At 48.8% G+C, this 12,265-nt stretch carries 13 protein-coding genes; 9 read left to right on the top strand and 4 right to left on the bottom strand.

Going from position 1 to position 12,265, the window contains the following annotated elements; translation table 11 throughout:
• From J3351_RS06665 to J3351_RS06645, 4 genes are all read left to right on the top strand, one after another.
• The coding region (locus tag J3351_RS06665) for a type IA DNA topoisomerase (RefSeq protein ID WP_242699332.1) at positions 1–1,308 on the top strand (1,308 nt) is incomplete at its 5' end.
• Positions 1,295–1,774 carry a hypothetical protein gene (locus J3351_RS06660; protein ID WP_119194700.1) on the top strand — a complete coding sequence of 160 codons (480 nt, stop codon included), beginning with the start codon at positions 1,295–1,297 and terminating at the stop codon, positions 1,772–1,774. The genes J3351_RS06665 and J3351_RS06660, both read left to right, overlap by 14 nt.
• A gap of 12 nt (positions 1,775–1,786) precedes the next feature.
• Positions 1,787–3,637: an antirestriction protein ArdA gene (locus J3351_RS14125; protein ID WP_242699331.1), complete on the top strand. Its 1,851-nt coding sequence runs from the start codon at positions 1,787–1,789 to the stop codon at positions 3,635–3,637.
• Positions 3,638–4,113: 476 nt separating this feature from the next.
• Positions 4,114–5,058, top strand: coding sequence for a hypothetical protein (locus J3351_RS06645; protein ID WP_113992615.1), 945 nt, complete (start codon positions 4,114–4,116; stop codon positions 5,056–5,058).
• A 48-nt stretch (positions 5,059–5,106) separates the two neighbouring features.
• On the opposite strand, the gene J3351_RS06640 is transcribed toward J3351_RS06645, so the two are convergent.
• From J3351_RS06640 to J3351_RS06625, 4 genes are all read right to left on the bottom strand, one after another.
• Entirely contained in the window at positions 5,107–5,439 is a 333-nt protein-coding gene (locus J3351_RS06640; protein ID WP_147621070.1) for a DUF6050 family protein, read from the bottom strand.
• A gap of 83 nt (positions 5,440–5,522) precedes the next feature.
• Complete coding sequence (locus J3351_RS06635) at positions 5,523–6,869, bottom strand: relaxase/mobilization nuclease domain-containing protein (protein WP_207697377.1); 1,347 nt, start codon at positions 6,867–6,869, stop codon at positions 5,523–5,525.
• A complete protein-coding gene (gene mobC / locus J3351_RS06630) occupies positions 6,830–7,159 on the bottom strand; it encodes a plasmid mobilization relaxosome protein MobC (protein WP_113992618.1) in 330 nt (109 codons plus the stop codon). Before mobC ends, J3351_RS06635 begins: the two co-directional genes overlap by 40 nt.
• Before the next feature lie 253 nt (positions 7,160–7,412).
• Entirely contained in the window at positions 7,413–7,796 is a 384-nt protein-coding gene (locus tag J3351_RS06625) for a helix-turn-helix transcriptional regulator (protein WP_113992676.1), read from the bottom strand.
• Between the two features lie 174 nt (positions 7,797–7,970).
• Here J3351_RS06625 and J3351_RS14115 point away from each other — a divergent pair, with 174 nt between their 5' ends.
• The 5 genes from J3351_RS14115 to J3351_RS06605 all read left to right on the top strand — a co-directional run bounded on the left by J3351_RS14115 (position 7,971) and on the right by J3351_RS06605 (position 12,075).
• Positions 7,971–8,156, top strand: coding sequence for a DNA-binding protein (locus tag J3351_RS14115; protein ID WP_097782604.1), 186 nt, complete (start codon positions 7,971–7,973; stop codon positions 8,154–8,156).
• A 43-nt stretch (positions 8,157–8,199) separates the two neighbouring features.
• The gene (locus tag J3351_RS06620) at positions 8,200–8,874 is read left to right on the top strand and encodes a response regulator transcription factor (protein WP_097782605.1); all 675 of its coding nucleotides are present in this window, start codon (positions 8,200–8,202) and stop codon (positions 8,872–8,874) included.
• On the top strand, positions 8,862–10,040 hold the full coding sequence (locus J3351_RS06615) for a HAMP domain-containing sensor histidine kinase (protein ID WP_207697376.1): 1,179 nt from the start codon (positions 8,862–8,864) through the stop codon (positions 10,038–10,040). Before J3351_RS06620 ends, J3351_RS06615 begins: the two co-directional genes overlap by 13 nt.
• An 86-nt stretch (positions 10,041–10,126) precedes the next feature.
• Entirely contained in the window at positions 10,127–11,002 is an 876-nt protein-coding gene (locus J3351_RS06610; protein ID WP_097782607.1) for an ABC transporter ATP-binding protein, read from the top strand.
• Positions 10,999–12,075 (top strand): ABC transporter permease, encoded by a 1,077-nt coding sequence (locus tag J3351_RS06605; protein WP_113992621.1) that lies wholly within the window; start codon positions 10,999–11,001, stop codon positions 12,073–12,075. The genes J3351_RS06610 and J3351_RS06605 overlap by 4 nt, the downstream gene beginning before the upstream one ends.
• Positions 12,076–12,265 lie beyond the last annotated feature (190 nt).

Below are 12,265 nucleotides of genomic sequence, written 5' to 3'. Positions count from 1 at the left end.
CTCTATGACCTCACCACCTTGCAGCGTGAGGCAAACCGCCTGTTCGGATACACGGCGAAGCAGACCCTTGACTACGCCCAGAGCCTCTACGAAAAGAAGCTGCTGACCTATCCCCGCACGGACAGCCGATATCTGACTTCCGATATGGCAGAAACGGCATCCTGCGTGATCCACCTGGTAGCAAAGCTGCCGCCCTTTGATGGCTGCGGCAACTTCTTCCCGCTGGTGGAGGCCATGATCTCCGACAAGGATGTATCTGACCACCATGCTATCATCCCGACTATGGAGGTTGAGAAAGCGGATATCAAGGCTCTGACCCTGGGCGAGCGCAATTTGTTCCTTTTGGTCTGCTGCAAGCTGCTGTGTGCATCGGCGGAGCCGTATATGTATGAGACGGTCACGGCCACATTTGACTGCTGCGGCCATTCCTTCACCGCAAAGGGCAAGCGCGTCCTTGCCGAAGGCTGGCGGGAAATCGACCGCATTTTCCGTGCCTTCTTGAAGGAAAAGCCTGCGGATGGGGACGGCGATACGCTCCCGGACTTCACCGAAGGGCAAACTTTTGACGGTGCGGAAATTGCTGTTACCGAGCATTTCACCCAGCCGCCGAAGACCTATACCGAAGATACCCTCCTGTCCGCGATGGAGAACGCAGGAAAGGATGATATCCCCGACGAGGCGGAGCGAAAAGGTCTTGGCACGCCTGCGACCAGGGCGGCCATCATCGAAAAGCTGGTAGCAGCCGGATTTGTGGAGCGCAAGGGCAAGAGCCTGATCCCCACGAAAGCCGGTATCAACCTTGTCACGGTCCTGCCGGAGCCGCTGACCTCTCCCATGCTGACAGCGGAATGGGAACAGAAATTGACGGAGATCGCAAAGGGCGGCGCTGACCCGGATACCTTCATGGACGGTATCCGCACGATGGTTCAAGAGATCGTGTCCACCTATTCCTGTATTTCCGAGGATGGCAAAAAGCTGTTTGCCCCAGAGAAGGAAGTGATCGGCACCTGCCCCCGCTGCGGTCAGCCGGTCTATGAGGGCAAGAATAACTTTGCGTGTTCGGATCGGTCCTGCGGTTTCGTTCTCTGGAAAAATGACCGCTTCTGGACGAGCCGCAAGAAGGAGCTGACAAAGAAGATGGCAACGGACCTTCTGAAAAAGGGACGTACCAATGTCAAGGGAATGTGGTCTGAAAAGAAACAGGCTGCTTATGACGCTGCGGTGATCCTGGACGACACGGGCGGCAAATACATCAACTTCAAATTGGAATTTCCGAAAAGAAAGGAAGGTGTCAATGGTAGAAAATAAGACTTTGGAACATTTACCCGAAGTGAGGGCGGCGGTGGCTGCCCTCTCCCCGGAGGAGCGGGAGGTGCTGGCGGCGGTGCAGGCCTCGCCCTTCAAGCTGACAGCACCGGAGCAGTTTAAGGAGTTTGCGGACAACACCGACTATTTCGTATTTGAGCCAAATATCCACGATTTGAATGATCTGGGGTGGCGGTATCTGGCACAGCACATGGATATGCTGCTGCCCCCGGAACTTCTGAAAGCGATCGACCCTGTTCCGTTTGGCAAGTACGCCATGCAGGAGGAACAGGGCCATTTTACGGAACACGGATATATTTCTCTCTCCGGCGACGAGTGGAACCATGAACGCCCTGCGGAGCCGGAGAAAAAGCCTTCCATCCGGGAACGGCTGGAACAGGGCAAGAAGGAATGTGCGGAGAAAAACAAGGCGCAGCCCCATAAGGAAAAATCTGCGCCGGAGCTGTAAGGAGGTGCTGATATGCCATATTACGATCACAACAAGGATTATCCCTTTGCCGCCTTTATCACCAATCTTGGGAAATATAACGAGGGCGAGCTTGTGGGCGAGTGGGTGAAGTTTCCCACCACCGCCGAGGAATTGAAAGAAGTGTTTAAGCGGATCGGAATCGGCCAGAAGGATGACTTCGGCCAGCCCTATGAGGAATGGTTCATCACGGACTATGACTGCTATGTGGACGGCCTTTACAGTAAGCTGGGCGAATACGAAAATCTGGACGAGCTGAATTATCTGGCATCGAAGCTGGATGAAATGAGCGAAAGCGAATACGCACAGTTTCAGGCCGGTATGGAAATGGGCGACCATTGCGGCAGCCTGCAGGAGATCATCAACCTCACCGAGAATCTGGATTGCTATGAGGTTTACCCCGATATCCATGACTATGACGATCTGGGCCGCTATTACATCGAAGAACTGGACGTTATGCAGGTGCCAGAGCATTTGCAGAATTACATCGACTATGAGGCCTACGGCCGGGACGTTGCGTTGGAGGAAAACGGCACCTTCACGGATCAGGGGTATGTCTGGGATACCGGCAGCAGCTTCCATGAGTTTTACGACGGCGAACGCGGCAGCATCCCCGACGAGTACCGGGTGATGACCTTTCAGGATGATCTTCCCGAAGAAGAAAAATCCGAGTGGGCTATGGATATTGCCTTTGACATGGACGAGTTTTTCCGTCAGAACGATCCGCAGTATGCGGCGGAGCACCCGGAGGCACACGCCGCAAAGGAAGAACTTTACGAAAATCTGATGGCCGGACGCATTTCCGCTTTGGATGAAAAGCTGGCGGCGCTGGGACAGACGCAGGAAGACTATCTTCCTTCGGAGATTGAAAAGTTCAAGGATGCCACAGGCTATGAGGAATTTCTGGACTTCGACCCCGCCGAGATCAAGGCAGCGTTGGAGAACCCGGACAAGTCCCGTATTGACGAAATGCTGGCCTTTGCGGAAAAGGCAGAACGGGAGTATGCAGCGGAGGCGGCCGCCTATGTGCAGACGCCCGCCGACATTGCGGAGCAGGCGCAGGCCGTTCCGAGAGATACCTTTTCCATCTACCAACTGAAAAGCGGCAATGAAACATTGGATTACCGCTTTGAGCCGTTGGATGCCATCCGCAACAATGGCCTTTCTGTAAAGCCGGAGAACTATGAACTGGTCTACACCGCCCCGCTGACAGAGCAGGACAGTTTGGAAAGCATCTATACCCGATTTAATATCAACCACCCGGCAGACTTCAAGGGGCACTCCCTGTCCGTGTCCGATATTGTGGTGCTGCATCAGGACGGGGAGAACACCGCGCATTACTGTGACCGCTTTGGCTTCTCCCAGGTGCCGGAATTTTTGCAGCCGGAACGGGCAGCGGAGGTCACGATCCCCACGCCGGATCAGATGGCGACGCAGGAGCGGATCAGCACACCCAGAGGCAGCTTTTATGTGACCAATATGACGCGGGAACAAATGGAGGCGGCGGGATATGGGGTTCACCATCAGTCTGACGATGGGAAATATCTCATCATGGGCAACGGCACACGGGCTTTTGCTGTCCTCGCGCAGCAGCCGGAACAGGACAATCCCCTCCGCACGGCGGAAATGACGCTGGAAGATGACTACGGGATGATCGATGGCGTTATCAACAACGGCAGACGCGGCGAAGAATTGGAAAAAGCCCAGGAGTACGCAGATCGGACAACGCCGGAGAAGCCTTCCATCCGTGAGCGGTTAGAGGATGCCAAACGGGAGTGTGCTGAGCACAAGCCCCCGGAGGGCAAGAAGCCCGGCCGTGATGTGCCGGAGCATGACTGCCTATGAGCCGAAGCAAGAAGTGGCGGCTGGAATGGGCGTTCTTCCTGGGCGAGAACGGCAGGCGGCAGTATAACCATATTTGTAAAAAATGTGTTCACGGCTGCAAGCAGAGTTTTAGGGCGTGTCTGGTCGCTTGTCCGCATTACAATTCCAAACGGTCTAAAATATGTGAAGATAGGGGTGGAAAAACCGCAAAATAATTCCCTGTATCCGTATTTTCAAAGGGAGCCTTTATGATTTCTCATGTGTCGGTCTGTTTGCTGGTACATGAAGAAAAAGGCTTGATTTCAAACACTTTCTGACACATAAAACGGGAGTACAGCTTTTCGGTTCATCCGATTGGCTGTACTCCCGCTTTTTTCTTTTTGCAAAATGAAGATATTTGTAAATTGGAAAAATAACTGCTATAATTATAAAATATAAGGATATGGTTGTTTGCGTCAGGATTAGAGAAAAATGTTTGCTATGAGAGGAATCGCTTTATGGAAAAAGCAGATAATGAGATGTATGCCTTGGTAGACGAGGAATTTCTGGCGAAATTCTCCAATCAACATTTGAACTATATGAAGAAACTTTACTACTCATTCTATGCTGGCTATTGCAAAAGAATCAAACGAAAGCCATTAACTTCTGAGGATTTTTTTAAGAATATGCACCTCAGAAGATTTCAACTATACCAACTTTGTTGCCCTTATTGTGGGACAGTTTCCTTATGCATTCACGATAAGAAAGAATCTAAGACTGCTGGATATAATTTTTGCCATTCTTGTGGCCGAACATCTACGCTAAAAAATATACAAAAGCATCTGGCTCGCTTTGTTCGTATTAAACGAATGAATCGTATTAGTATTCAGGCAGTTGCGGAACATCGACCTGAAACAGAGAAGTGGCTATTGGCGTATGACTGCTATCAAATCGAAATAATTGAACTGGCATCTATTATCGAGGTTCTATTTAGGGATTATTTTGAGGCCTTACTCTTCATAAGTTGTGAATCTAAAAAAGATAGCTTCTTGGAAAAAATTGTTCGCAAGTATACTGGGAACGACTTTATGAATATTGAAAAAACAAATGATATCTACAAAAAGGCATTTGGAATTGAAATACGAAAGAATTTGAACGCTGAAACTTGGGATGATTTACTGGATATTGTGAACCTTCGGAACATGATAGTACATAATAACGGACAAGTAGACAAGCGCTTTGAGTCCACATCTACGTTCAGAAGATGGAAAGATCGAGTAGACATCCCGCTCATTAAAATAGAAGATGAAGATATTGCTAAACTGCTTTCAAGTGTTATTGATGCTGTTACAATCATTTCAAATCTATATCTAAAAGAATACTATCAAAGACGAAACCGAGTGATAGCAAACTACTACTTTAACAAAGAAAATGCATATGATTTTTTTGCGGACACGGAATGATTAAGAAACCGGAGGGTATTATCCCTCCGGTTTGTGTTTTAAGTGTAGTCATCCAACTATCAATCTCCACACCGTCAGCGGCACATACCACACCGCCACGATCAGCCGCCAGACCAGAACGAAACCGCCGATGATCCCGGCCAGAATAAAGTTCAGCGCGAACAAGGCAATCCCACTGCCCAGGGAGCCGCCGCCTGGTATGATCCAGAGGCGCAGCCGCCAGATGCCGAACGGCAGCCCGCAGAGTATCCATAACCATAGGTAGTCCAGCTCACCGGTTTTCACGCAAGCGGACCGGAAGATGCAGTACAGCAGCGCGGCGGCCGCCACGGGCAGGATCGTCTTGCAAAAGAAATCCTTTATTGCTTCGCCTCTCGTCATAGGCTCGCCTCCTTTGATATGTCTATATCGTTATTATATTTGATGTTCTGACAAAAGCCCAGAATAAAACGCAGAAAACGGATTTATTCCAGCTCCACATTCTTTTTCCGCTCCTGCTCCGGCTGCGGCGGGGGAAGAAAAACCTCCACATTCTGACGCATGGCAGCATAGTCCTGTTCTTTCCGCTGGGCTTTCTGCAATTCAGCTTTTAGAATGGCTTTTCTTGCGTTGAGCTCGTCTATTTCGGCCTGCATCCGCTCTGTGGCAGGCAGCGGAACCGCACCCAGCCGCTTACACTCCCTGGCGGCGGCTTCAAAAAGGATGATCTCGCTCTCATGCCCTCGCAGAAACTTTTCCTTATCCCTGGACGCCTTATAGCGGTCATAGATTGGCTTGAGCTGGCGGTAGGCGGCGACGTGCTTCATCTTCAAGGCCAGCTCGTCGATTTTCGCCCCGGTATCCCGAAGGTCCGCTTTCAGCCGGGCAGCGGAGGCGGATGCCACCTCGCACCGATCCAACAATTCTTCATAACTGCCGATACCATGCTCCGTCAAAAAGTTGGAGGTATCCGCGATCCGTTTCAGATTTTCGATGGTCGCCCAGCGGCGATAGCCTGCACTCTGCTGCGCCTTGATGTTGTTCTGGATATCAATGAGCAGACTGATCTTTCCATTCTGCTGTTTCGGTTGGCGGGAAGGTCTGGCGCGTCCGGCAATCCGGGCGGCAAGGGCTTCTTCGGTGTAGTCCATCCCCAAGGTTTTCAGACGGGTAAACCGTTCCTGATCCGGCGCTCTGGCGGAGATATATTTGCCACGCTTGATCTCATAGCCTTCTCTCTGCAGGCGGCGAAGCAGTTCTTCCAGGTTGGAACAGGCTGGCAGGAGCCGGTCAATAGCAGCTTTCAGCTTCGCCTTATAACTGGTGCCGTTTTGCGTGGTCTGATGTTCAATATAGCTTTTGCCCTTGTCCTGTCCGGGGATGATGACGGACAGACCGTGTTCTTTGCAAAGCCTGTCCGAAGTGCGGCGGATGAAGTGATAGCTCCGCTTATTGGAGTGATAGTGCTTGTGATCCTGAAAGCTGACCGCATTGAAAATCAAGTGGTTATGAACATGATCTTTGTCTATGTGGGTGGTAAGTACAAATTCATACTTGCCGCCCAAGATTTCTTTTGCAAGTTCCATGCCTATTTCATGGGCCTGTTCCGGCGTAACCTCCCCAGGCTGAAAGGCTTGGATCAGGTGTCGGCCCAGGTTCGTTCCCTTGTCGATGGCATGGCGGCGGGTCCAGGCAAATTCGATATCCGCAGTTTCGACGGAGCAGCCATAGGCGGATACCAGGAGCTTCCCGTCTGTTTTCTCCGGGTTGCAGATATAGTCAATGGCTGCTTTCAGCGTTGACTTGATAGGATGTGTCTTTGTAACTGCCATATCTCGTCCAGCCTTTCCCGTATCTCGTCCATGTCGGCCTGATACGCAGGACCTCCGGCGTTGATCCGCTTGGCGATCTGATTGATGTTCCGGCCGATGGCGGAAAGCTCTTTGGTGAACGCCTTGATATCTGCGGTATCTGTATAGATGATATACCCGTCAATCGCCATCTTGCGGAGATAGGCACCGATCCGCTGGGTGGGGAGCTGAGCCATCTTCTGTTCAATCAAAGCCCGTTCCTCCGCCGTCACCGGGCAGCGAAGAACGATGGGCCGTTTCCTGTTCGCCATAGCGGATACCTCCGTTTCTCATAAGGGTTTGGGATATCCCAACAAGCAGTTTTCTCTTTTCGGGCAAGGGACCTGAAAAGAAGAAAAATCCGCAAGTGTGGCTACACTTGCTGTGCTTGCTGACTACTTCGTACCCCCGTATTCCTTCCGCTACCCATACTACAATCTGAATGGGGCCTTTTGGCCACATCTGCGGATTTTGCAAAAGAAAAACGCCATGAACTACCTGTTCATAGCGTTCCTTACACCGTATTCAATTTTCTCCCTCGCTGTCTGCTCTTGCATCCAGTAGCGCTTGCGCCGTTGCCGTAAGGATTTTGATTTCCGCATCCGTCAGCTCGTCCAACAGCGTTTCAAACTGCATACGCTCCGTAGACTTGCCCTCCATAGCTTCGCCATGAAGAATCTGATCCACGGAGATATGATACCGGGACATCAGCTCTAAGAATACCTGTACGCTGGGATGCTGTCCCTTATTCTCGATGTTGGCGAGATAGCGCGGCGAAATAAACAGCGCATCAGCTGCCTTATTCCGGGATTCTTTCTGCTTTGTGCGCCCGGCTTTGATTGCTGCGCCATACGGCTTGAAGTCGATTTTCGCAACAGGCCGCTTATCTTTCTTCGTTCTTTTAGACATATCCATTCACCCTACTACATTCTACTGTTCACCTCGTTTTCAAGGATATGCCTTATTAGTTCATTGTGTTAGCTTAAATACTTCCTATTATTCACATTCGGTCTATTGCTATTATTCGTTTGACCGTATATAATATATCATGGTAGGTTTTGAACAGAAAGGACGGGTGCTTGTATGGAATATGTATCTTGTGCGGAAGTGGCGGCAAAATGGGGCATTTCCGAAAGACGGGTGCAGAAACTTTGCGAGGGTGAGCGCATACCCGGCGCGGTAAAGTTCAGCCGCATTTGGTTGATACCCAAAGACGCGGAAAAGCCTGTTGACGGGAGAAGAATAGACAGTAAGATAATTGATAAATAGTTGAAAAATGAGCACTACACTTAATTGTTAGGAGGTGTGTAAAGTGGGAGCAAAAATCTTAATCGCTGACGATGAAAGCGACATTGTTTCTATGCTCGGCAGCTTTTTTGAAAGCAAGGGCTTTCGTGTCCTGCCCGCTTTCAATGGTGCAGAAGCACTAAAGCAAGTGGAAAAACAACCGGATATTATTTTGCTTGACATCAATATGCCCGGAAAAGACGGGTTAGAAGTTTGCAAGCGTATCCGCGATCACATATCCTGCCCGATCCTTTTTCTGACTGCTCGAATCGAAGATACAGATAAGGTAAAAGGCTTTACTGTTGGCGGCGATGATTACATTGTGAAGCCCTTTTCACTTATGGAACTTGAAGCGCGGGTGCGCGCTCATCTGCGCCGGGAAGCACGACACAATTTTGAAGCACAAGTCAAGTTTTCCGGTGATTTGACGATTGACTATTCAGAACGTTGCTTGTTCTTTGGCGATAAGCGTGTCGGTCTTGCAAAAAAGGAATTTGATATTGTGGAACTGCTTTCTCAAAATCCAGGACAGATCTTTGATAAAGAACGGATATATGAGCGTATTTGGGGTTATGACAGCGAGGGCGACAGCAGCGTTGTGGCAGAGCATATCCGCAGAATACGATCCAAAATCGCGGCATATACCGACCGCATATATATTGAAACGGTTTGGGGGTGTGGATACAAATGGGTCAAGTAAATTGCCGCAAGCACTATTTATCTCTCCGAAAAAGCCTTGTTCTCTATATAATTGCCTTTGTTGTACTCGCAGTCTTTCTATCCGTAACGACTTTTTCAATCTGTGGTAGTGCTGCCGAAGGTATCAGAGCATCTTATCCCCCGTCCGGCGAAAAATATTATTTGACAAATGAACAGGGGGAACAGTTGGGCGACGGCGCTTACATCGGGACAGTGCCCGTCCCGATGTCTAAAGAGGACGAGCGTACCATTGCGCTACTGGAGAAACTTCCCATTGTTGCAACTCCTATCTATTCTGCATTCTGTATTATCGCTGCTGCGCTGCTGTTTTACAGAAACAGGCTGAAAAAGCCGCTTGTGGAACTGCGGACTGCTTCTGAAAAAATAGCGAACAATGACTTGGACTTTTCAATCGACTATGATAACAACGATGAATTGGGGCAGCTTTGCGCGTCCTTTGAAATCATGCGGACAACCCTTGCGGACAATTTCTCTAAAATGTGGCGGCAAGTTGAAGAACGAAAAGCATTCAACGCCGCTTTTGCTCACGATTTGCGTACCCCTCTAACAGTACTAAAAGGCTATAATGAAATGCTGCAAGCCAGCGAAAATCCTCAAACACAAGAAACCGCCGCCATAATGGGCAAACATATCTCCCGTATGGAAAGCTATGTGAGCAGTATGAGCAATCTTAGGCGCATGGAAGATGCGCAGCCGGAGTACAAGTTGATAGACTTGCAGACAGTGGCATCTTCTTTGTATGACAGCGCAAAAATCGTATGTGCGAAAAACGGAAAAGAATTGATTTTACAAAATGACATGCCTGTTTCGCAGTTATCCCTTGATGGGGCCTTTGTTTCACAGGTCAGCAATAACCTGATCTCCAACGCGGTTCGGTATGCCCGGACTGCGGTGACAATCTCTTTTGCCTTGCGTGACAATGGTCTGCTGCTTTCCGTATCGGATGATGGAAAGGGGTTTGACAAAAACGGTCTGCAAAAAGCCACCAGTCCATATTACACAGAGGAAAGCAACCATTCCGAGCACTTTGGACTTGGGCTGTATATTTGCAAGCTGCTTTGTGAACACCACAACGGCTATTTGAAGATCGAAAATACTGCATCCGGGGCAAAGGTATCCGCCTACTTCAAATCTCCTGCCTTGTAGATAAAAAGTAGATATTTTCCCTCTATACTCTCCATGAAAACACATGGAGAGTATTTTTTTGCTCCCTATGGAGAAAGGGGCTTTTTATGGAATTAAAAACGATCGGACTGACAAAAAAGTTCGGTTCCAAAACCGCCGTGGACAATTTGAATATTACCTTAACAAATGGCGTCTACGGCTTACTGGGTGCAAATGGCGCAGGGAAAACAACGCTTATGCGTCTGCTCTGCAATATCCAAAATCCTACTTCCGGGAAAATTCTGCTGAACGGGAAAAACATTGTGGGGCTGGGTGAACGCTATCGCAATCTTTTGGGCTACTTGCCCCAGCACTTCGGATATTACCCGGATTTTTCAGCGTTTGACTTTCTGCTCTATGTTTCTGCCCTAAAAGGATTGGACGAGAAGGCGGCGCGGAAGAAGTCAAAGGAGCTGCTGGAAGCAGTAGACTTATCGAGAGAAAGTAAGCACAAAATCAAAACCTTTTCCGGGGGCATGAAGCAGCGTTTGGGGATTGCACAGGCCATGCTCAATGACCCCCATATTTTGATTTTAGACGAGCCGACGGCGGGGCTTGACCCGAAAGAACGCGTCCGTTTCCGCAATTTGATCAGCGCCTTTTCCAAAGACCGCATTGTGATCCTGTCTACGCATATTGTTTCCGATGTGGAGTTTATTGCGGAGGAAATCATCATGATGAAATCCGGGCAAATCATTCACTTTGGAAATCCGCAGGAGATCACTTCTGAAATCGACGGCCAAGTGTGGGAATGTACGGTTCCGACTGCCTATGCGGAAAAATACGCGGCTGCCTACAACACAAGCAACTTGCGAAACACCAGCGAAAACCAGACAATTTTACGGATCATTGGAGATCGTCCGCCGATGGAAAATGCAGTAAGGGTGCAGCCTACTTTGGAAGATTTGTACCTGTTCTATTTCAAAGGGGGCTGTGAAGAATGAAAAAACTGATTCTTTTTGAACTGCGGAAAGTGTTTTCAAAGCGTTTGGCGCTCATCGCTCTAATTGGAATTATCCTGTTCTCTGCCTTGCTATCCTTTTCCACCTTTCAAAACAAATATGCGTTTGACCAAAATATCGGTAAAGGTACTGGCAAAACAGCAGTAGAAATCGACAAGGAAATTGCAGCGAAATATGAAGGAATCCTGACAGACAAAAAAGTGCAGCAAATGATGTCTGATTTTGCACCGACATCAGATTTACATGGATTGAGTGCAATCTATGTTTATCAAAACGCCATGCAATCGGCAGCCTTTTCACGGTTTTCTGATAAAGAGGGAAATTGGAACGGATTAAGTGTTTCTGATGTATTTGGCAATGAAGAAATCAAAATTGGCTATGTGGACGGTTGGCTTTCCACCAGCCGAAACATGGTGCGGGTTTTTGTCGCGCTTGCTCTTGCGGTTATCATCATGCTTGCTCCGATTTTCTCCGGCGAGTATGAAGGTGTTGATAATATCATATTGACAAGCAAGTACGGTAAAACCAAATGCGCTACTGCAAAGGTGGTTGCAGGTATTATCACCGCCATTCTCACTACCACGCTGATTGCAGCATTTAACCTGCTTCTTGCTTTTGTTTTTTATGGAACAGAAGGGTTGGATTGCAGTATTCTATTTGCCCCCAGTGACTATGTGGAAGCGTTTATCCCTTTTAATATCACCTGCGGTACGCTGCTCAAATATCAAATTCTGCTGGCATTTACCTGTACGCTTAGCGTTACGGGAATTACACTGTTCCTATCTGCAATCAGTAAAAATCAGATTGTAGCTTTGGTTGCGGCGATGGCAATTTTTCTTTTTCCCGTTTTGCTGCCGATCACCGAAGTAAATCCATTGTTCCGATTGGTTGGACTTCTTCCGATCTATCATGTACTAGCCATTTCGCTCCTGTCGGTGGAACAAATGAGTAACGGGATGCTGTATGCGATATGGGCAATCCCGGCAGCACTGCTCTTTTTGGGAGTTGGTGCAGGTATCTCTCGCCGTGTATTTGCAAAGCATCAAGTTTTATAAATCATTCGCACAGAGCCGCTAACAGCAGATTTGCGCGAAATAAAAAACGGCGGCTTTAATACGAAATCAAAGCCGCCGTTTTCTTTTCGAAAAATAAGAATACGGGGGGTGTGTTAAAGTCGCCCTTTTTTAAGGACACGGCGGTATCTGGGAGGTATTGCCGTGTCCTTTTTGCTTTTTCGCAACGTCC

The organism is Faecalibacterium sp. Marseille-Q0746 (assembly GCF_017377595.1).
GTDB lineage: Bacteria > Bacillota > Clostridia > Oscillospirales > Ruminococcaceae > Faecalibacterium > Faecalibacterium duncaniae.
Note: the sequence above shows the minus strand (reverse complement) of the source record. Positions and strands in the feature narration are given on the sequence as shown.

Bases quoted from the DNA above. Each gene is read 5' to 3' on its own strand.
- J3351_RS06660 (WP_119194700.1), top strand. From the start codon at position 1,295: ATGGTAGAAAATAAGACTTTGGAACATTTACCCGAAGTGAGGGCGGCG.
- J3351_RS14125 (WP_242699331.1), top strand. From the start codon at position 1,787: ATGCCATATTACGATCACAACAAGGATTATCCCTTTGCCGCCTTTATC.
- J3351_RS06645 (WP_113992615.1), top strand. From the start codon at position 4,114: ATGGAAAAAGCAGATAATGAGATGTATGCCTTGGTAGACGAGGAATTT.
- J3351_RS06640 (WP_147621070.1), bottom strand. From the start codon at position 5,439: ATGACGAGAGGCGAAGCAATAAAGGATTTCTTTTGCAAGACGATCCTG.
- J3351_RS06635 (WP_207697377.1), bottom strand. From the start codon at position 6,869: ATGGCAGTTACAAAGACACATCCTATCAAGTCAACGCTGAAAGCAGCC.
- mobC (WP_113992618.1), bottom strand. From the start codon at position 7,159: ATGGCGAACAGGAAACGGCCCATCGTTCTTCGCTGCCCGGTGACGGCG.
- J3351_RS06625 (WP_113992676.1), bottom strand. From the start codon at position 7,796: ATGTCTAAAAGAACGAAGAAAGATAAGCGGCCTGTTGCGAAAATCGAC.
- J3351_RS14115 (WP_097782604.1), top strand. From the start codon at position 7,971: ATGGAATATGTATCTTGTGCGGAAGTGGCGGCAAAATGGGGCATTTCC.
- J3351_RS06615 (WP_207697376.1), top strand. From the start codon at position 8,862: ATGGGTCAAGTAAATTGCCGCAAGCACTATTTATCTCTCCGAAAAAGC.
- J3351_RS06610 (WP_097782607.1), top strand. From the start codon at position 10,127: ATGGAATTAAAAACGATCGGACTGACAAAAAAGTTCGGTTCCAAAACC.
- J3351_RS06605 (WP_113992621.1), top strand. From the start codon at position 10,999: ATGAAAAAACTGATTCTTTTTGAACTGCGGAAAGTGTTTTCAAAGCGT.